21 protein-coding genes and 1 pseudogene are annotated in these 23,072 nt (G+C 59.8%); 13 read left to right on the top strand and 9 right to left on the bottom strand.

Annotated features, from left to right (window positions below; genetic code table 11):
• The 3 genes from QDX22_RS11940 (at position 1) to QDX22_RS11930 (ending at position 5,224) form a co-directional block, all read left to right on the top strand.
• On the top strand, positions 1 to 1,485 hold the full coding sequence (locus QDX22_RS11940) for an aldehyde dehydrogenase family protein (RefSeq protein ID WP_110100191.1): 1,485 nt from the start codon (positions 1 to 3) through the stop codon (positions 1,483 to 1,485).
• 63 nt (positions 1,486 to 1,548) lie between these two features.
• Positions 1,549 to 3,126, top strand: coding sequence for a GMC family oxidoreductase (locus tag QDX22_RS11935; protein ID WP_110100190.1), 1,578 nt, complete (start codon positions 1,549 to 1,551; stop codon positions 3,124 to 3,126).
• Between the two features lie 238 nt (positions 3,127 to 3,364).
• Positions 3,365 to 5,224, top strand: a complete 1,860-nt coding sequence (locus tag QDX22_RS11930; RefSeq protein WP_279696024.1) for an HNH endonuclease signature motif containing protein — start codon at positions 3,365 to 3,367, stop codon at positions 5,222 to 5,224.
• Here QDX22_RS11930 and QDX22_RS11925 read toward each other — a convergent pair.
• Entirely contained in the window at positions 5,218 to 5,790 is a 573-nt protein-coding gene (locus QDX22_RS11925) for a cysteine hydrolase family protein (RefSeq protein WP_110123219.1), read from the bottom strand. The genes QDX22_RS11930 and QDX22_RS11925 overlap by 7 nt on opposite strands.
• Positions 5,791 to 5,795: 5 nt before the next feature.
• Positions 5,796 to 6,629 carry an SDR family oxidoreductase gene (locus QDX22_RS11920; protein ID WP_110123220.1) on the bottom strand — a complete coding sequence of 278 codons (834 nt, stop codon included), beginning with the start codon at positions 6,627 to 6,629 and terminating at the stop codon, positions 5,796 to 5,798.
• Between the two features lie 184 nt (positions 6,630 to 6,813).
• Between QDX22_RS11920 and QDX22_RS11915 the strand changes: the two genes are divergently transcribed.
• From QDX22_RS11915 to QDX22_RS11900, 4 genes are read left to right on the top strand one after another with little or no spacing between them, the layout of a single operon-like run.
• Entirely contained in the window at positions 6,814 to 7,680 is an 867-nt protein-coding gene (locus QDX22_RS11915) for an ABC transporter ATP-binding protein (protein ID WP_110100187.1), read from the top strand.
• Positions 7,677 to 8,519 carry an ABC transporter permease gene (locus QDX22_RS11910; protein WP_279673603.1) on the top strand — a complete coding sequence of 281 codons (843 nt, stop codon included), beginning with the start codon at positions 7,677 to 7,679 and terminating at the stop codon, positions 8,517 to 8,519. The genes QDX22_RS11915 and QDX22_RS11910 overlap by 4 nt, the downstream gene beginning before the upstream one ends.
• Before the next feature lie 11 nt (positions 8,520 to 8,530).
• Entirely contained in the window at positions 8,531 to 9,610 is a 1,080-nt protein-coding gene (locus tag QDX22_RS11905) for a sensor histidine kinase (protein WP_279673602.1), read from the top strand.
• Positions 9,607 to 10,212, top strand: a complete 606-nt coding sequence (locus QDX22_RS11900; protein ID WP_279673601.1) for a response regulator transcription factor — start codon at positions 9,607 to 9,609, stop codon at positions 10,210 to 10,212. The genes QDX22_RS11905 and QDX22_RS11900 overlap by 4 nt, the downstream gene beginning before the upstream one ends.
• 8 nt (positions 10,213 to 10,220) lie before the next feature.
• Here the strand turns inward: QDX22_RS11900 and QDX22_RS11895 are convergent, their stop codons facing one another.
• Together QDX22_RS11895 and QDX22_RS11890 are read right to left on the bottom strand one after the other, a co-directional pair.
• Entirely contained in the window at positions 10,221 to 11,861 is a 1,641-nt protein-coding gene (locus QDX22_RS11895; RefSeq protein WP_279673600.1) for an SLC13 family permease, read from the bottom strand.
• A gap of 143 nt (positions 11,862 to 12,004) precedes the next feature.
• A complete protein-coding gene (locus QDX22_RS11890; protein ID WP_279673599.1) occupies positions 12,005 to 12,892 on the bottom strand; it encodes a hypothetical protein in 888 nt (295 codons plus the stop codon).
• Between the two features lie 91 nt (positions 12,893 to 12,983).
• Here QDX22_RS11890 and xseA point away from each other — a divergent pair, with 91 nt between their 5' ends.
• Entirely contained in the window at positions 12,984 to 14,237 is a 1,254-nt protein-coding gene (xseA, locus tag QDX22_RS11885) for an exodeoxyribonuclease VII large subunit (RefSeq protein ID WP_279717886.1), read from the top strand.
• Positions 14,234 to 14,506 carry an exodeoxyribonuclease VII small subunit gene (locus tag QDX22_RS11880; RefSeq protein ID WP_233487795.1) on the top strand — a complete coding sequence of 91 codons (273 nt, stop codon included), beginning with the start codon at positions 14,234 to 14,236 and terminating at the stop codon, positions 14,504 to 14,506. Before xseA ends, QDX22_RS11880 begins: the two co-directional genes overlap by 4 nt.
• 3 nt (positions 14,507 to 14,509) lie before the next feature.
• Here QDX22_RS11880 and QDX22_RS11875 read toward each other — a convergent pair whose 3' ends face one another.
• Both QDX22_RS11875 and QDX22_RS11870 read right to left on the bottom strand, forming a co-directional pair.
• On the bottom strand, positions 14,510 to 15,742 hold the full coding sequence (locus QDX22_RS11875; protein WP_279674867.1) for a pyridoxal phosphate-dependent aminotransferase: 1,233 nt from the start codon (positions 15,740 to 15,742) through the stop codon (positions 14,510 to 14,512).
• A 36-nt stretch (positions 15,743 to 15,778) separates the two neighbouring features.
• On the bottom strand, positions 15,779 to 16,816 hold the full coding sequence (locus QDX22_RS11870) for a hypothetical protein (RefSeq protein WP_110100180.1): 1,038 nt from the start codon (positions 16,814 to 16,816) through the stop codon (positions 15,779 to 15,781).
• A 74-nt stretch (positions 16,817 to 16,890) separates the two neighbouring features.
• On the opposite strand from QDX22_RS11870, the gene QDX22_RS11865 reads away from it, so the two are divergent.
• On the top strand, positions 16,891 to 18,702 hold the full coding sequence (locus QDX22_RS11865) for a tetratricopeptide repeat protein (protein ID WP_110100179.1): 1,812 nt from the start codon (positions 16,891 to 16,893) through the stop codon (positions 18,700 to 18,702).
• Between the two features lie 28 nt (positions 18,703 to 18,730).
• On the opposite strand, the gene QDX22_RS11860 is transcribed toward QDX22_RS11865, so the two are convergent.
• The 3 genes from QDX22_RS11860 to QDX22_RS11850 all read right to left on the bottom strand — a co-directional run bounded on the left by QDX22_RS11860 (position 18,731) and on the right by QDX22_RS11850 (position 21,574).
• Positions 18,731 to 19,918, bottom strand: a complete 1,188-nt coding sequence (locus tag QDX22_RS11860) for a phosphotransferase (protein ID WP_110100178.1) — start codon at positions 19,916 to 19,918, stop codon at positions 18,731 to 18,733.
• 65 nt (positions 19,919 to 19,983) lie between these two features.
• On the bottom strand, positions 19,984 to 20,904 hold the full coding sequence (locus tag QDX22_RS11855) for a UbiA family prenyltransferase (RefSeq protein WP_279717885.1): 921 nt from the start codon (positions 20,902 to 20,904) through the stop codon (positions 19,984 to 19,986).
• A 10-nt stretch (positions 20,905 to 20,914) separates the two neighbouring features.
• Positions 20,915 to 21,574 carry a GNAT family N-acetyltransferase gene (locus QDX22_RS11850; protein WP_110100176.1) on the bottom strand — a complete coding sequence of 220 codons (660 nt, stop codon included), beginning with the start codon at positions 21,572 to 21,574 and terminating at the stop codon, positions 20,915 to 20,917.
• Positions 21,575 to 21,732: 158 nt separating this feature from the next.
• On the opposite strand from QDX22_RS11850, the gene QDX22_RS11845 reads away from it, so the two are divergent.
• The 3 genes and pseudogenes from QDX22_RS11845 (at position 21,733) to QDX22_RS11835 (ending at position 23,049) form a co-directional block, all read left to right on the top strand.
• A complete protein-coding gene (locus QDX22_RS11845; RefSeq protein WP_110100175.1) occupies positions 21,733 to 22,380 on the top strand; it encodes a 5-formyltetrahydrofolate cyclo-ligase in 648 nt (215 codons plus the stop codon).
• 56 nt (positions 22,381 to 22,436) lie between these two features.
• Positions 22,437 to 22,577, top strand: a pseudogene (locus QDX22_RS12040) (FmdB family zinc ribbon protein); the annotation flags it as partial.
• Positions 22,578 to 22,773: 196 nt separating this feature from the next.
• A complete protein-coding gene (locus QDX22_RS11835) occupies positions 22,774 to 23,049 on the top strand; it encodes a hypothetical protein (protein ID WP_279717884.1) in 276 nt (91 codons plus the stop codon).
• The last annotated feature ends 23 nt before the right edge of the window (positions 23,050 to 23,072 follow it).

The following is a 23,072-nucleotide window of genomic DNA, read 5'->3' as shown; positions in this document are numbered from 1 at the left end:
ATGAGCACAACCGAACCGACAACCCTGTACATCAACGGTCAATGGAAGCCAGCCTCTGACGGCGGTACCCGCACCGTGATCTGCCCGGCCGATGGCACCGAGGTGGATGTGGTTTCTGAAGCCACCACCGCCGACGTGGAAGAAGCCATCGCCGCCGCCCGCGCCTGCTTCGACTCCGGAGTGTGGAGCTCAGTGCCCGCCGCCGAACGCGGTGACTTCCTGCTTCGGGTCGCCGATGCGATCACCGAACGTAAGGACGAGTTCGCCCGGGCTGAAGCCCTGGATACCGGCAAGCGCCTGGTCGAGGCCGAAGGCGATATGGACGACATTATCGGTTGCTATCGCTACTTCGGCAAGATCGCCGATGCCAACCCGGGTCGACTGGTCGACACCGGCGACGCCTCAGTGATCGACCGCGTGGTCTACGAGCCGGTCGGCGTCGTGGGGATGATCACCCCCTGGAACTTCCCGCTGCTACAGGCCGCCTGGAAGATGGCCCCTGCCCTGGCCGCTGGGAACTCCTTCATCATCAAGCCCGCCGAGCTGACCCCGCACACCACCATGTTGATCATCGACGTCTACGACAAGCTCGGCCTGCCGGCCGGCGTGGCCAACCTGGTGCTCGGCTCCGGTGCGGTCGCCGGTGCCCCACTGTCTTCTCACCCCGACATTGACATGGTCTCGTTTACCGGTGGGCTCAAGACCGGCACCACGATCGCCCAAGAAGCTGCCAAGACCGTCAAAAAGGTCGCCCTGGAGCTGGGCGGCAAGAACCCCAACGTGGTCTTCGCCGACGCCGACTTTGACTCCGCCGTCGACAACGCCCTGACCGCAGCGTTTTTGGACTCCGGGCTGGTGTGCTCGGCTGGCACCCGATTGATCGTGGAAGAGTCCATCCACGATCGGTTCGTCGACGAGCTGGTTGCCCGGGCCGAAAAGATCGTGATGGGCGGCCCCTTCGACGAGAATGCCGAGACCGGTCCGCTGATCTCCGCCGAACACCGCGAGAAGGTCACCGATTACGTCAAGCGTGGTGTGGAAGCCGGCGCCACCCTACGCGTGGGTGGCCACTGGGGCGGTGCAGAGCACGAGCACGGGTTCTTCTATGCTCCCACCATCTTGGACAACTGCACCCAGGAGAACCCCGCGGTGATCGAAGAAGGCTTCGGCCCGGTCATCACCGTGGAGACCTTCACCACCGAAGAAGAAGCCGTCGCCATCGCCAACCACACCGAATATGGTCTGGCTGGGGCCGTGTGGACGCAAAATATGGGGACCGCCAACCGTGTCTCCCGCGCTCTGCGTCACGGTACGATCTGGATCAACGACTACCACCCCTACGTCCCGCAGTCCGAGTGGGGCGGGTTCAAGCGCTCCGGCATCGGCCGGGAACTGGGCCAGATGGGCTTGGGTGAGTACGTCGAGGCCAAGCACATCTACCACAACACCGAGCCGGCCCCGGCCGACTGGTTCCCTCGCCACTAAAAATCCCGGTTCTTTGATCCCGGTCCATTGGACCACCCAACCGAAGAAGTGAAGGAAGTATTCATGGCTGACCATACCGATCCACACTTTGATTACATCGTCGTCGGCGGCGGTTCCGCCGGTGCCGTGATCGCCGCTCGACTCTCCGAAGATCCCAGCATTCAGGTCGCGCTTTTGGAAGGTGGCGACACCGACCAGGGCCACGACGAGGTGCTGACCCTGAACCGCTGGCCAGAGTTGCTGGAATCCGGATTTGACTGGGACTACCCCATCGAGCCACAGGAAGTTGGCAACAGCTTCATGCGCCACGCCCGTGCAAAGGTACTGGGCGGTTGTTCCTCGCACAACTCCTGCATCGCCTTCCACCCGCCCAAAGAAGACCTGCAAGCCTGGGTGGAGATGGGTGCCGCCGGCTGGGGCCCCGACGAGGTGCGTCCGCTGATCAAGCGCATGGAAACCAACGACAACGACTATGATCACAACGGCTCCGACGGTCCGGTGGAGATCATGAACGTCCCACCCAAAGATCAGGTCGGTGTGGCCATCCTCGAAGCTGCCGAACAGGCCGGGCTGCCCACCGTGCAACACAATTCCGCCGACACCGTCGGTGATGGTGCCGGCTGGTTCCAGATCAACTCCAAGAAGGACGGCACCCGTGCCTCGTCCTCTGTGTCTTACCTGCACCCAAACATGGATCGCGAGAATCTGCACATCTTCACCGGCCATCGGGTCACCCGGGTGCTGTTCGACGATGTTGCCGGGTCCAAGAAGAAAGCCGTTGGGGTCGAGTATGAAGACAACGCCTTCGGCCGGTTGAAGACCATGCGTGCCGACCGCGAAGTCATCGTCTCCGCCGGTGCGATCGACTCGCCGAAGCTGCTGATGCTGTCCGGTATTGGCCCAGCCGAGCACCTCAAGGAATTCAACATCGACGTGGTCGTGGATTCCCCCGGTGTGGGCTCGAACCTGCAGGATCACCCCGAAGCTGTCATCTCCTGGGAGTCCAACGTCACCATGACCCGTGAGGCCACTCAGTGGTGGGAGATCGGCATCTTCAAGGACACCACCGGTGAGCACGATCTGCCCGATTTGATGATGCACTATGGTTCGGTCCCCTTCGATATGCACACCCGCCGTCAGGGCTACCCCACCGCTGACGAGGCCATCGTACTAACCCCGAACATCACCCACGCTAAGTCGCGCGGTACCGTTCGCCTACGTTCGATGGACTATCGGGACAAACCGAAGGTGGATCCCCGCTACTTCACCGACGAAGAAGGCCACGATACCCGCGTGGCCGTCGAAGGCATCAAACTGGCCCGCAAGATCATGGATCAGCCGGCCATGGCCCAGTTCAAAGGGCGCGAGCTGTTCCCGGGCGAAGATGTCACCTCCGATGAAGACATCGCCGATTACGTGCACAAGACCCACAACACCGTCTACCACCCGGCCGGCAGTGTCCGCATGGGTGCTGACGATGACGAGATGTCACCGCTGACCTCGGACCTGAAGGTCAAGGGTGTCGATGGCCTGCGCGTTGCCGACGCCTCGGTGATGCCTCAGATCGTGGCCGTGAACCCGAACATCACCATCTACCTGATCGGTGAGCGGGCTTCCGATCTGATCAAGGGCGACCAGTAACAGCCTCTCTCGTCGCCGGGTCGACAACCTGGCACCGAACCGGGCCGGGGTGGAGAGTCCTCACGGATTCGCCACCCCGGCTTTTTCTTAACGACAAGGGAACAACCCGCCAACTGTCGAGATACTGTCAGCGCACACCGTCTCTCCCCACCCTCATGGATATAGAACGCTTATTCTAGTCACTCTCCACAATTCACTCGATCTCACCTTATCTTGGCATATCTGTTCTATAGAATGGATGGCAAGAAAGGAGGAGTCGACCATGGTGCGCACCGCCAGCCCAGCCCCACCGCACGGCCCGGACATCACCGCGTTCCTTGATCTGCAAGCCGCGGATCAAGCCTCCTTAGGCGAGCTCGCTCACGGGATCGCTCAACTGCTATCGGCTTTTAACGCGAAATTGGATGCCGAGGACAGTTATGAGATGTTCGCGCATTGGTCTCGTGCCGCAGAAGTCTCCGACTGGAATACGTCTCTGGCTGGCTCCTCTGAACCACAACACCCTCAAGAACCGGAAGATCTCCTCGCCCCAGAGGAACCGCATAATGCATTCCCAGAGGTCGCGCGTCGCGTTGAACAATCAGCAACCCTGCTCACCAGCGTTCAAACTCGGCTACTGTCCTTCGCCCATCAGGCCACACGAAGCCCGGAGGATCAACGAGCTCTGCTCGGTGTCCCCACAGGTTCATCAATGACTTATGGAAACGGGCGAATCTTCTACCTCGAAGCACTCGGTCTGGGTAAGCCCGATCTCAAACGGCGTCAAACTCGAAGCGAATATCTGGTCCCAGCTCCTCCGCCAGGCTTGGGTGAGGCACAGCCAGTCCAATATCCCGAGCTCATCGAAGCATTCAGTACCGGTCGCATCTGTGTTGATAACGCCGACCGGCTCATTAAGCTTCTCAAAGATCTCCAGCGTTACGGCCGCCAGTGCCAGGTTGATCAGGAGCGTATCACAGAGGTCATTCATGCGATCTTGCCCATTCTGATTGAGGATGCAGCGTCGATGAGCGTCTCTGAGTTCAGCAAAGTCTGCAAAAACCGGCTACAAACACTCACCTACTACTTGGACGAAGATGGCCCCGCACCCGAAGAAGAACTCGACCCCAAGAAGGCCACGGATGAATTTTGGGTGCGACCACTATCCGGCGGTGGCGTGGAATTCGGGGGCAGAGCTTTCGGCTTGAGTGCAGAGCTATTGTCAACTTTGGACCACGCGGCCAATAACTACGCCGTGTTGAAAAATCATCGTGGCGCTGGTGCTGGAAACGCAAACCCAGAGACCAGGGTGCCTGAGAGTCCTATCGCCACTGCGCTCAAAGCCAACTTCCCGCAAGTCGACCCCGAAGCAGTAGCTGCCATCGACGAAAATTCCCGAGAGATCCTTTATGCCGAGCACGCTCTGTTCAATCATTCAACCCGTAAACGGCGTAGCTTCGAAGCTCTCATGGCAGTGTTAATCGCAGGCATTGGTGTGGGACAGAAAAAGAACGGTTTAGCGCATACCCGCGGACAGGTCACCAAGGTCCTTGTCACCATGGACTACGAGACCTTCTCCAAACAACTTCCCGAACGGTATCGACCAGAACAACCTCGCACCGGGGCCGAGCAGTTCCTCAGATCAAAGCCACCGGGGTCAGATGGCCCGGATCGGCCCGGAGAAAACGGACACGCTTTTAGATCTGAAGGACAGTTCACCGGAAGCATTCACCCATCCAGACTCCGAACGCTGGCCTGTGAAGCGGGAATCGTTCCGATACTTTTCGACGGACGAAACGACATTCTGGACTACGGACGAGAACGCCGGGACTTTAGCCCTGCCCAACACCGAGCCTTGGTCGCACGGGACAAGGGGTGCACAGCCCCCGGATGCACCATGCCTGCGTCCTGGTGCCAGGTGCATCACATCGTGGAATGGGAAAACCACGGAGCAACGCGAATCGATAACGCCGCACTGGTCTGCTCGCGACATCACACGGAAATTCACCAAGGGAAATGGAGTATTGCCCGGATCGATCGAGACGGTGTCTGGTACGCCGCCGCTCCGTGGCATCTTCCCGACCTCACCTTACGTCGCAACGGCTATTTCCTTCAGTGATCTGCCGATAGCAACCGAAGCACCTCGCTCGTTGAGACGGTGGTGACATGCGGTGATTGGAGCTCTATCAGACGAATCGCTTCACGATGCAGTTCCGGTGTCGCTCCGGCACAAGCATCTTCCACCACCACGACGCGTTGCCCAGCATCGATGGCACTGAATACCGTCGAGAGCACGCAACAGTCCGTGGCAACACCACACACCACTAATGCGGAATCGCGATCGACATGGCGCTCAAGCCCCTCGGTCCATTTCCCGAACGTGGGACGATCCACTACGGTGTCATCCGAAGGGCTCGTCAAATCCCAGATCGGGTCCTCGGGGTCAAGCCGAAATTGGTTCCAGCGATCGTAGTAGGCCCGCCAACTTCCGGTTTCGTGGGGATCGCGGACGAATCGGGTGCGAATCACCGACAGCCCGCGAGCGCGAATGGCTTGAGCGATCTGCTCAGCATGGGCCTCGGCCTCGAGGTATCCCGGACACCCCCACCCCAGCTCAGGGTCGTGGAAGACCCGCTGAAAATCAATCAGCGCCAGGACGGGGTGTGGGCCAAGAACAGCGTTCATCTGATCTAGTCCACAAAGAGATCTTTTTGCAGGTCCTTCTCATCCACGCCCGGGCTGTACTTGGAAAAGTCCGTCACGCCGTGATCGCGCAAGACCTCTTCACACAGCACGGTGGCTCCGGCGTACTTCTGCGGTGCTGAAGTCAGGATCACATGAGCCGAATCCGAGTATACATCTGCCGTGCGGGAGACCTTCATCATCTCGTCTCCGCCCAAGGCATACTGTACTGCCGCGGTCTGGATGGTGGTTTCAGGCCATAGCGTGGTAGAGGGGATACGGTGTTCAGCGCCAATGCCCAACGCAGCGAGGGTCATCCCATACTTGGCCAGCATGTATGCCGGGGCTACACCTAGCCACTTCGGCGAGGTGTTCAGCGGTGGCGACAGGGTCAAGATCCGCGGGTCGGAGGACTTCTTCAGGTACGGCAACGCCGTCCGAGTCAACAAGAACGTCCCACGGGTATTGATGTCATGCATCAGATCCACCCGTTTCATCTCGATCTTGTCCGAAGGCTCAAGATTAATAGCGGAGGCGTTATTGATGACGATATCGATTCCACCGAATTCAGCCACCGTCTTGTTAACTGCCTCGACGACATTGGATTCCTCACGCACGTCCCCCACGAGAGGAAGCGCTTTCCCACCTGCCTCACGGATCTCATCGGCTGCGGTGTAGACCGTGCCCGGTAGCTTTGGATGAGGTTCAGCAGTCTTGGCCAGCAAAGCAATCTGGGCCCCGTCGGACGCTAGTTTCTTGGCGATCTCTAAACCGATACCCCGTGACCCTCCAGAGAGAATAACGGTCTTGCCGCTCAAAATGTTGGATGATTCGTGAGTCATCGTGGTGTCCTTTCTCAACACAGCCGAAGTGATCTGAGGCACACCCATAGCCTACCGCTGTCAGAGCCGGCGGAGATAACCTGGTTACAGATAACGCCCACGGTGGTGGAACTGACTTTTGTCACTCGAGAGTCCTGATCGGCGACACTGCACCACAACGAGCCGGTACGGAAAAGTGGATGTCATGACTACTCCAGCGATCGACATCGAAAATGTCACCAAAAGATTCGGCCAGTTAACCGCCGTGGACCACCTCTCACTGCGTGTTCATTCTGGCGAGATCCTGGCCTTGTTGGGCCCTAATGGGGCCGGAAAGACGACACTGCTCGATATGATTCTGGGCTACACCACGCCACAAAGCGGATCCGTTAAGGTCCTAGCAGGCCCGCCGACTGAGGCCAGTGGCCGTATCGGTGCCGTGCTCCAGACCAAAGGCCTATTGGAAGACCTCACGGTCGAAGAGACCCTACGCATGATTGCTGGTCTGCATCGACACAGCCTCCCGATACCGGAGGTGATGGAAAAGGCTGGGGTCACTGCTTTCAAGAAGACCAAGGTCGGCAAGTGTTCGGGCGGGCAAGTCCAACGACTCCGGTTCGCCCTGGCGATCCTTCCCGACCCGGAGATTCTGCTACTCGATGAGCCCACCTCCGGCATGGACATCACCTCGCGTCGAGGGTTTTGGGACTCGATGACGAGCTGGGCGCGTGGTGGGGGAACCATCATTTTTGCCACGCATTATTTGCAAGAGGCCGAAGAATTCGCCGACCGCATCGTGGTGATGAAATCTGGGTCCATCACCGCCGACGCACCGGCTGACCAACTCGGAGGCACCAGCACCATCACGGGAACATGGCGCCACTCTCAAGAACCCTTCGAGGTACTACCGGAAAAAACCGCACTCGATTGGGACCCAGCAAAACGACGGATCAGCATCCGAACCGATCGGTCCGATCAGCTGGCTAACGAATTGCTAAATCACGGATGGATTTCCAACGTTCAGATTACTCAACACGGGCTGGAAAACCTGTTGGAAGGAGACCCCTCATGACCGCCATAGCTTCACACACCACCACGAAACCTTCACACGGGGGTTCGCCAGCTCGGTCCACCCTGAGCATTTTCGTCCACTACCTGGCCTGGGACACGTGGCGGTCCCTACGGATGTGGGAGTCGACCTTCTTCATCCTGGTCTTACCGGCCATGTTGTACCTGATGTTTGGGGTGGCCGGTGATGTTGCCGAGTTGAACTTCGGCGACGGCAATATGACCGCTTGGGTGATGACCTCCATGGCTTGCTACGGTTCGGTGATCGCTGCTACGGCGGTCAGTAGTTCCGCGGTAGTGGAAAAGCAACACGGCTGGAATCGAGTGTTAGCGCTCACGGGGCTGTCTAACCCCTTGTTTATGGTGTCCAAAATGCTGATGGGCATGATTTTGGCCATTCTGCCCACCACGCTGATCCTGATTCTAGGAGCCACCACGGGAGCGGAATTCGATACGGTGGGGCATTGGATAGCTACGGCAGCACTGACCATTGTTGGCACTATCCCGTTCGTGTTCTATGGGCTCGCCGTGGCGATGATTTTCCGTGCCCAGTCCGCGGTCGCCATTGGGTCTGGTTTCCTGGTCGTGTTGGCCTTCCTCGGTAACCTGTTTATGCCCTTGAGCGGAACACTTCTCGAGATCGGTCGCTTCACGCCGATGTATGGCACTGGCCAGCTGGCTCACTATCCCCAGGCTGAGGGTCTCATTCTGGATCAGGAAGCTTTCGTCGCCGGCGAGTTTGAATCCGATTCCCTCGCCTGGATTCTGGGGATCTCCCTAGCCTGGACGGTGGTTTTCGCCGGCTTGTGCTGGCTGTCCACCCTACGCTCTACTCGCCGATAAGATAAGAGTCGATGTATCCAGATCAGCTCAGTCAGGAGGAGCAACGCGAGCAACTGCGCTACGGCGGCGGTTGGCTCGCGCTGTTGCTCATCCCGGCTACGAGCGTCGTCCTGTCAGATCATCCGCTGTGGGCCAAGATCGCCGGCATCGCCTGTTTGGTCCTGTTCGCCGGGTGCTATCTGTGGATGTTGACCCATCCGCGCCCGTGGCCACTGCTCCCCCGGGTCGCCACGACCCTTGTCTACACCCTGGTGCTGGGTCTACTCGTGGTCCCAGTGGCGTTGCTGACCGGAGCGGATGCAGGGATGAGCCTGACATTTGTCGCAGCGCTGTGGCTGTTCACGCACAATCTTGTTCCCGGGGCAATTGGTTCCTTCGTCTCGACCACACTGGCCGGCACAGCGTTACTGATGATCAGCGACCAAATGGATCTCTGGTGGCCCCTGCTGCTGTCACTGACCTTGGCCTGGCTCATGTTGTTTTTCATCCGCTATGTCGTCGAACGTCAGGAAGTGGAGCGCCAAGTCTCGGAGCGAGACGCACTAGCCGCCCAACGGGAAGAATTAGATCGCCAGGTCCACGATGTCTTAGGCCAGTCGCTGACCGCCATCACGGTCAAGACGCAGTTAGCCATGCGATTGCTCGACACTGACCACCAGGCCGCCCGCGCGGAGCTGGAGAGTATCCTGGGATTGGCCAGGTCCTCCATTAGCAATGTCCGCACTGCGATCACCACTCTGGAAGCCCCGGATTTAGGCAACCAGTTGGAGGTCGCACTGGAGATGCTCCGTAACCAAGGAATCCACGTCACGACCACAGAAATCCCGCGACAGATCGCCCCGGCCACCGCGGAACTATTCGCCTGGTGCCTGCGTGAAGCGGTCACCAATGTGCTCCGGCATGCGCAGGCGAGCACCGTGAATATTGAGATCACCACCCATCGGTTGCGCGTCAGCGATGACGGGATCGGGATCACTCGTCCCACCACCGGATATGGTCTGGCTGGGCTTCGCCATCGAGCCGAAGCAGCCAAGGGGACTTTGACCATCTCGTCCTCGGACCGTGGCACTGTGTTGGAGGTGAGTCAGTGAATCCGATTAAGATTGTGCTGGCCGATGACCAGGCGCTGGTTCGTCAGGGGCTGGCGGCCTTATTAGATTTGGAACAGGATCTTCAGGTGGTCGCACAACTGCCCGATGGCGCCTCGGTGGTGGAAGCCATTGCAGACCACAGCGCGGATCTGGCCATCCTCGACATTGAAATGCCCGGCACGGACGGATTGGCCACTGCCGCTCAGGTCAGCGAGCAGACGCAGGCCAAGATTCTGATCCTGACCACCTTTGGTCGCGCCGGATACTTGCAACGCGCACTGGATGCCGGGGCACAGGGGTTTATGGTCAAGGATTCCCCCGCTGAGGAGCTCACCGCAGCCATCCGGTCGATCATGGCCGGTCGGACCGTAGTCGATCCGGCCTTGGCTGTCCAGGCCCTCACGCAGCAAAACCCTCTCACCTCCCGGGAACAGGACGTGTTGCGCGCGACGCTGACCGGTCGTTCAGTCCGGGACATTGCCGAGCAGTTACACCTCTCCGCGGGGACGGTGCGGAACCTGCTCTCGGAGGCAATCAGCAAGACCGGCTCGAAGAACCGCGCCCAGGCCGCCGGATACGCCCGGGATCAGGGCTGGTTGTAGAGCTGGTTTTAGAGGAAGACCCACACCAGCAAGGTCATCGAGACCAGAGTGATCAGGATGGCAGCGACGATATTGACCAGCACACCTCCTCGCACCATCTGACCGATGGTGACGTAGCCAGAACCGTAGGCGATGGCGTTCGGCGGGGTAGCCACCGGAAGCATGAACGCACAGGTTGCGGCCAGCGCCACGGGTGCACACAGCATCAGTGGTTCCACCCCGGTCCCCATTGCCACGCCGGAGGCTACGGGCAAGAACGTGGCAGCGGTGGCAGTATTGGACGTCATTTCGGTCAGGAGCAAAATCGCCACGGCCGCCAACGCCACCAGGATCCACAGGCTCATCCCGCTCAGACTGGTCGCTTGTTCACCCAGCCATTCCGAGAGTCCGGAATCGCTGAACTGACCCGACAGTGCCAGGCCACCGCCAAAGAGCAGTAGCACACCCCAGGGAAGTTCCACGGCAGATTCCCAATCCAATAGGCGCACCCCCGACTCGGCGTCCGGACCGGCCGGCAACAGGAATAGCAACAGGCCGACAGCAATGGCGATGCCAGCATCGGAGATGAAAGCATCTTCCAGGCCGAACACGTACTCCGACAGCAACGGGATGAAGACCCAGCTGACCGCCGCCAGGATAAAAATGATCAGGACCCGGCGCTCACCGGAACTCACCGGCCCGAGTTTCTCCGACTCTTTCTGCAACATCTCACGGCCACCGGGAATGTGCTTGATCTCGGGTTTGAACAGCACCTTGACCAAGATGAACCACGTGGCCAGCATCAGTACCACCGCCAAGGGCACCCCGACCAGCATCCATTGCCCAAAGCCAATGGTCATGTCCTCGTTACTGGACATGTGAGCGGCCAACAGTGCATTGGGCGGAGTTCCAATAATGGTACTGACCGAGCCAATGGAGGCCGCATAGGCAATGCCCAGCATCAGCGCGGTGCCGAATTTCGTTTTCACCATCGACTCCACGCTGGCCTCGGCGTCGCCTTCCTGTGTCACTTGATTGACCAGCACCAGCACCGACACACCGATAGGCAACATCATCACCGCGGTCGCGGTGTTGGAGACCCACATCGACAGGAAACCGGTGGAGATCATGAAACCGCCGACCAAGGCCGAACTATTTGATCCCATCGAGCGCAACACCAGCAAGGCAATGCGACGGTGCAAATTCCAGCGTTGCATCGCCAGAGCGAGCAAGAAGCCACCTAAGAACAAGAAGATGACATTATTGCCGTAGTTGGCCCCGACCGTATCAAAGCTGACGCCCTCGCCCTCTGGAGTTTCCTCGGCGGGAACGAACACCGGAAAGATCACCAGTGGCAACAAAGCGGTGGCGGGAATCGGGATCGCCTCGGTCATCCACCACACGGCCATCAATACCGCGGTGGCACCGGTCAGCCGGGGCCAGACTCCCGTGTCTGCGGGAAGCAGGAAGTACACCAGCAGTGCCAGCACGATGCCGAGACCAAGTCCGATCAACCGACGCATCAAGTCACCGTCCGCCGGAGCTTTCATCCCCTCAGAGAGTTCGGTCTGGGTCGAGCGATACTGCGTGGACGGATATTGTGACGAAGCGTGTTGAGTCTTGGTGTAATGCGACGAGGCGTAATGACGTGTCGACTTCTCTGAACTCATCGGACTGTCCCCCAACGGTCCTCAGCGCATCACGCGCCAGCGCACACGCTGTTGCTACATATTCCTGTCATCTTCTCATACTGGCGTTAGTCAATACTGACGTTATTTATCTCACGTTAGCAGGTTCAGCAACGGGGCACGAACTAGGCGCTACTGGTCTCGCGCCCCATCGCAATCAACGCGCCGATCAAGCCCACGCCGGCCACCACCGCGCCACCGATCATCATCACGTTCAGTTGGGGATAGCTCCAATTGGCGAACGCATGCATCAGGGGCTCGACAATCGCCACGGTGCCGTCTTCGACTGTGGCAGCGATCGAGTCGTCCACCAGCCGGCCGATGCCGGTACGCAAGGTGACTCCGCCAAGCACAATCACCGCCCCGGAAATCAGCCAGACGCTCCAGCGGGCTCCGGGGGCGGCCAGCAACAGCGCTAGGACGAAGGCCATCGCGGCCCCGCCCAGGACCAATGGCCAGTAGGTCACGTACTGTTCGATCAACACCAGGTCATCGGCCGAGATGAGTTCTGAGGGAGGAACTTGCGTGTCGATCACCAACTCGCTGGGTACCCAGCCAGTGGGATCAACACCGTCGAGCAGGGAAATCTGGTCGAGTTGCTCGCCCAGCACAACACCGGCGAGTTGGGCCACCGGGGTGAGATGGATCGAGAGGTATCCGGCATCGGGTTCGGCCGGGGTGGAGGCCTGTTGTAGCCCCTCAACCCAGTCCTGACGGGTCATCTCCACGGCTTCGCCCCACGCCTGAGCGAACCGGGAGTCCTCTACTACCAAGGACGCAAAATTCTCGGTCACCCCGCCCAGCGCATCGGAGAAGGGCAACTGGGATTCCGCATTCGAGGTCACCTGATCGGCCACTAATGCCGGGACCGCGTCGAGCACCTGCTCATCACCAGAAATCTCCCGTAATGGTTCTGCGGTGTGTAACAATGCATCAGCTCGCCATCCGGTCAAACCGATCACAGTGACGATGCCGATAACCAACGCAAAAATGCTGGCAAAAAGCGTTCTCATGGTGTCCTTCTATCCCGGCGGTAGTAGTCTGGGGGACGTCCCTAGACTACTGTAACGGAGGCAATGTGAGTGGTGGTTGTGTGGTGAGCGCATGGTGATCGATGAACCTGCACTACCGGCCACAGCGGCGCAGACCTCGGCGGATCGCCCCTGGCCGGTGCGCTTACTGTCGGAGAATCTCAAACACTATATTGATCGGGCCCCGGCGACCTGGGTGGAGGGTCAGCTGATCGAGCATCGCGTGGTACGTGGCAATGCGTGGATGACACTGCGCGATATGGAAGCCGAGATCTCCCTGCCGGTCACCGCCTGGCGCAATGTGGCCTCGCACCTGGACCCTGGAGTGCAACAGGGCGCGCGTGTGGTGGCCTGGGTGAAGCCCAACTTTTACACCAAGACCGGTCGGTTGTCGATGATTGCCCAGGATATTCGCCCGGTAGGCATCGGTGACTTGCTGGCCCGAGTCGAGCGCTTGCGACACGCGTTGGCCGAAGAAGGCCTGTTTGCCCAGAAGAAACCGTTGCCCCTGGTGCCGGCACGCATCGGTCTGATTACCGGCAAAGACTCCGACGCCATGAAAGATGTCATGCGCAATACGCTCTTGCGTTGGCCGGCCACTGAATTCACCGTGGTGCACACCGCCGTCCAAGGCGCCCAGGCACCCACCGAGATCATCGAGGCCCTGCACCAGCTTGATGCCGATGAGCGGGTGGATCTGATCGTGATAGCCCGTGGCGGTGGGGCCTTAGAAGAGGTGATCCTGCCATTTTCGGATGAACGGCTCGTGCGCACGGTGGCGGCAGCAACCACCCCGGTGGTCTCGGCAATCGGGCACGAAGCCGACCGTCCGGTGCTCGATGATGTGGCTGATCTGCGGGCTTCCACTCCCACCGATGCGGCCAAGCGTATTGTTCCCGACGCGACGGTGGAGGCCGAGAGCATCGCTCAGGCCCGGTTAAGGATGGCTGCTGCGGTGCAGCGGCTCGTCACCGAGCAGGCCACCCACCTGGCTACGGTGCGTTCCCGGCCGGTGCTACTGCATCCTGAAACGATGATCACCACCCGCCACGAGGAACTCACCGGTGTGCTGACACGAGCACGAACGGCCGTGCGTCAGCTGATTTCTCGCGAGCGCGAGGTAGTCGAGCAGGTGATGGCTCGGGTGCGTTCGCTGTCTCCGCAGTCCACACTCGACCGTGGCTATGCGGTGGTGCAGGCTGAGCAGGGCTTGATTCGACGGGCCGATCAGTTACAGGTCGGCACCCCGGTCAACATTTTGCTCTCCAGGGGAGACTTCCAGGCCGAAGTCACCTCAATCAACCCCAGCACAGACGACGAAGGATGATGATGACACAAGGATTCTCGACCGCCGATACCTCCGATATTGCCCAGCTGAGCTACGAGCAGGCCCGCACCGAACTGATTGAGACCGTGACCCGGCTGGAATCCGGTGGGGTGGAACTAGAAGAAAGCTTACAACTCTGGGAGCGCGGTGAAGCCCTGGCACAACACTGTCAACGTTGGCTGACCGAGGCCCAGCAACGCATTGACCAGGTCCGTGCCGAGTCCGAGACGACGGCCAGCACCAACGAGACCGATGAGACCGATGAGTAGGACTCAGCCGTGGCGGTAGCCCTCTAAAAACTCGGCGATCCGGTGGATGCCTTCTTCGAGATCACGCACGGCCGGCAAGGTCACCAAGCGGAAATGGTCGGTCGTGTCAAGATTGAAGGCCCGACCGTGTGAGACCAGGATTTTTTGTTGTCGAAGCAGGTCGATCACGAACTTCTCGTCATCGTCAATCGGATACATCTCAGGTTCGAGTTTCGGGAACAGATACATCGCGCCGTGGGCCGGTTGCACGCTCACCCCCGGGATGGCCTGGAGCATTTCGGTGGCCAGGTTGCGCTGTTCCAGCAGTCGTCCACCCGGGAGAATGAGGTCGTTGATGGATTGATACCCGCCCAGCGCCGTCTGGATCGCGTGCTGGGCCGGAACGTTGGCGCACATGCGCATATTGGCCAGCAGAGTCAGCCCCTCAAGGAAGTCTTGAGCGCGATATTTGGGCCCGGACACGGCAACCCAACCGGCCCGGTATCCAGCCACCCGGTACGCCTTCGACAACCCGGAGAACGTCAGGGTGAGCACATCATCAGACAGCCCGGCGACGTTAATGTGGCGTGCTCCGTCGTAGAGAATCTTTTCATAAATCTCATCGGCGAGTAGCACCAGCCCGTGCCGGCGAGCGATCTCGACCATTTCCATTAGTACGTGGCGCGAATACACCGCCCCGGTGGGATTATTCGGGTTGATCAGCACCAGAGCCTTGGTACGGTCGGTGACCAGAGACTCGATGTGCTCGGTGTCGGGGACCCAGCCTTCCTCTTCCACACACCGGTAGTGCACGGCTTCACCACCGCAGAGCGTGGTGGCCCCGGTCCACAGCGGATAATCCGGCGCGGGAATCAGTACCTGGTCCCCGTCATCGATCAGGGCTTGGAGGACCATGGAGATCATCTCTGAGACCCCGTTACCGATGAAAACATCATCAACCGAGATATCCCGGATGCCACGGGACTCATAGTACTGCGAGACGGCGGTGCGGGCCGAGTAGATACCCTGAGAATCGGAGTACCCCTGGGCATGGGGAAGATGGGAGACCATATCCTTCAGGATCGCCCCGGGGGCGTCAAAACCGAAGGGGGCCGGGTTCCCAATATTCAGTCGCATGATCCGATGCCCGGCGGCTTCGAGACGCTGAGCTTCTTCCAGGATCGGTCCGCGCACATCGTAGCGAACATTATGCAACTTGGATGACTGGCGAATTTCACGCGGTCGTGCTGGTGTCATCGGGACCGACCTCCAGGGTCTAAGGGGTTGTGTTGATTAGAGAGTACTGGGTGCTGCGGACGGTTCGTCCAAAATGTCGGAGGCCTCCAGCAAACCCGCTGACGACAACCACGACCGCGCCGCTGAGGCCTCGTCGAGGTCCAATCCCTCAGCGGGCCGCCGGGCCTGGTACACCATCCGGCTCAGGTTGGCAAGTTCTTCCCCGCTCACCGCCTGGTAGAGCTCATGGAGTGGTTCTTCCACCGATGCTTGAATCGACTCCGGGTCACCGATCACCAACATCCGACCTTCCGGGTAGTCGTGGCTTTCCAGCACCCGAAAAGACAGGTCAGCGATGGCTGGATCGGGCGCGTACAGCCACGTCAGGGCATCTGGTTCAGACTGTAACCGGGCCAGCTCCTGCTGGTATCCCGCAAAGGACTGTGGTGGTTCCGACCACCCCTGATCACAGGGCTCCAGCTCGGCTGCCACAACCTCCACCAGCTCATCGGTCAGCGCACCGGTTCCCATCTGTAGGTGCTCACACCGCAAGGAAGACTCCTCAGCGCTCTGCGAGGAGGTAGCCGGCGAGACAGCGGAGTCGATGTCAACCGAGTTGTGCAGATCGTCGGCTGATTCCAGTTCGTGGTAAGCAGCCGTGGCGCGGGTAACCACCGGCTGGATACGCAGGGTGGCCTCTGAGGTCGACAGAATATCGGCGGATGTGGAATTGACGATCTGATCCGCCGAGTCGACCGATTCGTCTCCGGACGTGTCCTTCATGGCCTGTTCGGGGTCGTCAGCGGCGACCAGCTGCACCGAGTTGGCCACGACCAGGGTGTTCTCGGCTTCCAGCGCCTCCGAGAGTTGTTGCCCGGAACTGGATTCCAACCCATGGCGCTCAGCGGCAATACCGCGGGTGCTCAGAAACTCCACGGTGGCCACGGCCATGGCTTCATCCAGGGGGTCCGGGCCGGCAAGCACGCGGACGGTAGCGACCGAAGGATCAGGATCGACGGCTTTCTGATCGCCACAGGCGCTCAGGCCCATCACCGCTACCAGAGTGATCGACAGCGCGCGGAGGCTACGGGGCATGCCCACCAGTCTAAAGGTTTCGCCCGACCACGTGCTGAATCACAACACCTCACCACAGTTACTACACTGGGAGTATGGCAGAAACGACGTCGTCTGATTCGGGACGGAAGCTTCCGTTCTCGATGATCAGAAAACTCGACGATATCTTGCACGGCCGTGTCCACCATCTGGTGCGCCACCATGCCGATACCGCCAGTGGCTGGTTGGACCTAGCTCAAGAAGCCGCCTACGCCCAGCGAGTGGAACAGTGCTTAGAGGCCTTGACTCAGCTCGAGCACGCCCCGGGGTCTGATCGACCGGAGGTACGGTTGGCTGCCTATCGCACTCGGGCCTCCGTGCTACATTCGCTGGGTGAGACCCAGCGGGCCGAACAAGATGTGACAGCACGTGCCGAGGTATTGCGTTCGGTAGGCCAGTACCATCAAGCGGATCTGGAAGAGCAACTGGGGACCATGTTGTTTGCTGAACCGGATTCGTTCTCGGCCACGGTCCTGCAGGGTGTCGTCGATACCGAACGGGAGGCGCTCCAACGCCACCGTTACGACACAGTCCTCTCCGATGCCTTGATTGCCCTGGCAACGATTCGGGTCTGCGAACACGCCACCGAGGAAGCCCTGGAGTTGATTACCGAGGCTCTGGACGTCATCCGATGGCGACGCGACGAGGGATTGGTGGTTTCCCGGTCCGCGACCGATACTGCACACATGTTTGCCGCCCACGTTTATTTGATGACCGAACAGTTCAGCGCCGCTGCCGCTACCGCCGGCGAGCTACTCTCGACCGGTTGCCACCGCGCGATTCGGGCTGCGATGTGGATGGTACAGGCCGCAGTGGCCCACCACCGGGAAGACTCTGCCTTAGCCGCCGAGTACGCCGTGCAAGCCCTCGAGACCTACGTGCGGATCGGAGCCCGATCTGGCGCTGCCTCGGCAGCGGGGCTGTGCGCTGCCATGGCCTCCCAGCTGGGCGAGACCTCCGTGGCAGTCACCGCCTGGAAGATTGCCGCGGCCGAAGCCGAGCAAGGCGAAATCCCCGAGTCCGGCGGATTGCTCTTTGCCTTGGGGCATCAGTTGTTAGAGGCGGAGGAGTATAAGGACGCCGAAGAGGTACTCACCGGTCTGGTCCGGCGAGCCGAGATCTCCGGCGACCGTGCCTCTCAGGCTCAGGTGCTGGTGGATTTAGGGCAAGCACTGCGCCGTCAACACCGGACCCAGGAGGCCATCGAGCATTGGCACCAGGCCATTGAGCTGATGCTATCGACTGGGGCCCGCCAGGAGGCGGTGCACGTTTATTTGGCCCTGGGCGCACTGCATTCGACCGAAGACGAGCCCCGGCGTGCGCGCACCGCCGTCCAGCACGCCGTGACAGTAGCCCGTCAACTGCCTACACCCAATATGGTCTTGGCGCAGGCTCTGAACGCGCTGGGTCATTTAATGTGTGACCAGGGCGATCATGAGGGCATTTTGCATCTCAACGAGGCCATTGAGATTGCCCAGCATACCGGGGCCACCTGGTATCAGGCTGACTACATGGACACTCAGGCCCGCGGGTATTGGTCGTTGCACAACGGCGTCAACGCGGTAGCCACCGCGCTGAACGCTGCCGATCTGTTCACCACGGCCGACGATCCCGACGGCGCGGCCCGCGCGGAACTTTTTGCCGGCCACGTCTTGCTGGAACAGGATCGCGAGGTCGAAGCGGCCACCCTATTGTCTCAGTTGCTCGAGACCGAGACGCTGGATACCGGTGCCCGCATTGCTGCACTGATGGGCTTGGCAGAAGCTCAGGAACGCACGGGAGACAATATGGCCGCCCAACAGAGCCGACGGCGGGTCGAAGAATTGGAAGCCCAGGCGCTGAATCGTCGTGATGAGAGTACGTGCTAGCGTGAGCAACTTGATCGAGTAGCTGATCTCACGAGTGCTCAAGGAGTCGCTCGGCCAACTCCAAGCGCTGCTCGGCCGCCTGGACGTCGTGCTCGGACAGTGTGGACAACAGGCTCAGTACTACCGCGGCGGCTCGCCCACCCAACCCAGAGGCGTCGACCGGATCCCGAAACGGAGCCGTTCGGGCCATAAGGTTTGGGTGTGTGAGCTGGTCGAAGTACGTCTCGACCAGGCGCCAGCGCTGGTGTAGTGTCACGCTCGTCTCAGAGACCGCCAAGTGACCGATCAAGCAGGCCAAATCGTCAATGTGGTGACCCGGTCCGGCCGCATCCACGTCGAGAATCGATCGGATCGCACCGGTGGTGGGGTCCAGCAGCAGGTGCGCTTCATAGAGGTCACCGTGGACAGCAACCTGGGGGCCGGGATCGGTGGCATCCAGACGGCGATGAATTTCGGTGCTGAGCTGTTCGATCCGGCCAGCCTGACCGAGGAACTGATGCTGTGCCCCGACCGCGAATTCACTGACCCGCTCGGCCCAGGAAGCACGATGGGGCAGATCCACTAGCTGGTCGGGAAGTTGTTCCAACACCGCGCGCAGTTCGCACAGGCTGAAGGCCTCGCCACGACCCGAATTGACCAGTTCGGTCAGCGAGATTCCGCACCCGGCGTCCAGGACCAGGATGTCGCGGGACGGCTCAGCCACGGGAAGCACCACTGGCACGCCGGCGTCTGCGCACACCAGATGCTTCTGGTAGATCTGGTCAGCTTCTCCTTCCGGCAACACCTTCAGAAAGAAGCTATGGTCCAGTCCTCGACCGAGGTGGAAATCCGCCCGTAGCACCGCGCGCCGCAACGGACGGTAGGCCACCATGCGCAGACTCCGCAATTTTCCCAGGTGTTCGAAACGTTGCTGGACGGTACTGGGAGTACTGGCCAGTTTCAATCCGGGCAACAACGGGTCAGCCGGATGCTCCCAGAGCTCCAATTCGGTGCCATCGTCTGCGGTGATCATCTCTGCCACACCCACCGGCAAGATCTCGGTGGTGATACCCCAGTACCGGCGACTCTCCCGGCCACCGTCCACCACAAAACCTTCGATTAGCCAGGTCAGCTCGGGCCCGCGTCGTTGGGTGTCAATCACCGCGGCTCGATCGAGACGAAACCCCTTACGCGCACAATAATCGCGCAAGAGCTCAATCAAGTCATGGCTGTTCATAGCGGATTAGGCTACCAAATCCCAGCCGTATCGGTTCGCGACGGTCGGCAAATGTCCCCGCCAGACTAGATCGCCCGGCGCCGATCCAAGACTTTGTCGAGGTCGAGTTTGCGGTGGGCCTTGGCAGTAACCTTGGCCTGATACTGCGGGGAAACGCCGTCTTTCAGCTGCGTATCGGCCGACGGTTGCGGAGTAACCTCGGTCGCCAACGGTTCGGGTTGTTCGCGAACGATTTCGGCAGCGTCCAGATACATCGGCCGTGGAATACCCCGGCGGGCGACTGACTTTTTCGGCACCGGGGCTTCTTTGATCCTGAGCTCAACCAGCGGGGTGTGGTCCTGTTCCTCAGACCGGCCCGGCTCGTCAGTAGTGCGCTCTGCTACGGCACCGGCCTGTGCTTGACGATCAAAGACCGGATGGTTGTGCTCAACCTTGGCCGAGCTCTCAGGTGTGCGATCAGCGTCGTGCTCGGTGTCGGTGTCAGCTGACGATCCGGCTTCCACCGTCGTGGCAGGCCGTTCGCTGTGACGCTGAGCATCGGCCCGACGGTACTGATCGCGGATCGCCAGGGCGCGCAGACTGGCCAAGGACGCCACGGAGACCACAAGCGACAGCAAGGCCCAGGCCCACATAGCGGCACCAAATAGTCCGGCAACAGCAGTCACGATGAAGACCAGGGTCGCCAAGACGGCCACAGCAAAAATTGCTGTTCTCCCCCACCGGATCGTGAACGTCGGGGTTGATGTCTGTTCTGCCATGATTCTCCTTGGAGCGGTGGCGGTCACCTTCGGCCGGCGGACTCGGACGTCTTCGCGACGACCCATCATGATCATCCACACCAGAACTGCAAGCACCACCACCACGGAGGTTGCAATCTGCAGCTCGGGCAGGTATCCCAACGCCTGCGACAGGGATTCCTCGAGCTGGGTTATCCGATGGTCCACTCTTTGAGAGTACTCGCCCAGAATCACACCGGTGTGATTCACCGGTGGTGTGTCACTGCTTTAGCGGAAAATCCGCCTGTAACTGGGCCACAAGTCCACCTAACGGCCACTCTTCAGTGCTGATGGCAAAACTATCGTGATCGGTCCACATGCCATTGATGTGCAGATAGTTTTTTCGCAACCCCTCATACCGCATACCAAGTTTTTCGACGACCCGGTGTGAGGCAATGTTCTGCGGAACGATATTGATCTCCACCCGGTGTAATCCCACCCGATCAAACAGATAATCGATCGCCAGCGCAACCGCAGTAGGCACAATATTGCGCCCGGCGAGGCGGTGATCGACCCAATACCCCAACGCGGTTGACCGGACCGAACCCCACTGTACCGGCGCGGCCACCACTTGGCCGGCCACTCGGGCATGGTGCTGACCGGGTTGTTGAACACAGAGCACCCAGGGAAAAGAATGCCCCGCGCGGGCGTCACGATTCATCGCCCGCACCATGTGGCCAAAGGTCGGCAATCGGTCAGCTTCGCCCCATACCGGTGGATGGGTAGCATCCCACGGCTGAAGCCATTGGGCGTTCGCAGCTCTGACGCTATCCCACTCGGCGCCGTCGCGTCGTTTGAGAGGACGCAACACGAGGTTCTGCCACCGCAACGCGACCGGCCATTGCGCCGAGACGCCTTCAAAGATCTGCACCTTCCCCATGGTAGAACACACCCCTCCCTGATGCCCCAGTACATAGCTCGCTATCAGTGGTCTCACGAGTATGTCCGCAGATCACGCTCGCTCCCGTTCACGCTGGGAGAAGGTGAGACAATGGAGACGACAGCTAGGTGCGGTCGAGTAGCCAGCGAAGGAGGAGAATGGACAAAAAAGCTTTCCGAACCTTGATGAGACAACGCCGTGTCGCACTGGGCAACGCTGAACGTCTGCGACAGTCACACCTGATCTGCGAACAGTTATTGGGCTGGTACGACGCACAGCGGGATGCCGGTTTAACACCGTTTAGCCGGGTAGCGTCGGTTATCAGCTACGGCACTGAGCCGGATACTACCGAATTCGTCACCGGACTTCATGAGCGCGGGATCCAGGTAATTGTCCCGGTTCCCTACGCCGATCACACGATGCGGTGGGCTGTGTGGACTCCCGATGTCGAGCTGGAAGAAACCGAATTGAAAGGACTCAGCCAGCCCGTTGGCAAGCGTTTTGATCACGACATTCTCACCGAGGTGGAAGCGATCCAGGTTCCAGCGCTCGCCGTGGACTCTCACGGCCACCGCATGGGGCAGGGTGGCGGCTTTTATGACCGTGTTCTTTCCCACCTTGCACAGACTCTCGATCAGCCTGTCGTAACCCTCAGTCCCGTGTTCTCGCACGAGTATTACCCGGATTTCTCGCCGATTCCAACCGATGACCACGATCAACCCGTCAACGGCGCGGTCACCACCGCTGGAATCCATTGGACCGTGTCCGACACGAAAAATGAGACGCGAAATCTGCGGGTAAACTAGCGACGTTATCTTCTCGTTATTTTTTTCATTCGGGCCAGGATCAGGAGTGCCTTACTATGCCGGTGTATTCATATGTTTGTCGAGACTGCTCTCATGCTTTTGATATTCACCAGTCTTTTTCCGAGGACTCCCTGACAGCCTGCCCCAAGTGCGGTGGCGTCTTACGCAAGAAATTCGGCTCCGTGGGGGTTAGTTTCAAAGGGTCCGGCTTCTACCGGAACGATTCTCGGAGCTCAACGGACTCGTCGTCAACTTCCTCGTCGAGCGAGGCGAGCACGTCATCGTCTAGCACGACCTCTTCATCACAGTAAGACATACGGGAACAAATTCGACAGTGCATTTATTGCACTATTGACACAGTAGCGACGCTCGAGTCTCAGGAGGACATCAGCGATGTCACCACGTAATCACGCAATCCCAGACCTGACCGATGAATTTGACGAGACCGACGAGTACGTCCTGCCGGATTATCGAGATCCTGAAGCCATCCCTGAACTGTCTGGTTCCCAGCTAGAGCAGATGCTGTCTGTTGCGACCAACCCAGAAACCCCTGAACCAGAAGACGAGTTGGTCCCTGACGACGCCGTGCCAGAACACGACTTAGACGCAGACATGGCCAACAGCGCTGATCTGTGGTCCGAGGAGGATGTTTCAGACCCCCAGCTGTAGAAAGTAGCTTCATGCCTGTTGAT

It is taken from the genome of Auritidibacter ignavus, assembly GCF_029853775.1.
GTDB classification, from domain to species: domain Bacteria; phylum Actinomycetota; class Actinomycetes; order Actinomycetales; family Micrococcaceae; genus Auritidibacter; species Auritidibacter ignavus.
This window is presented reverse-complemented; position numbering and strand designations above follow the sequence as displayed.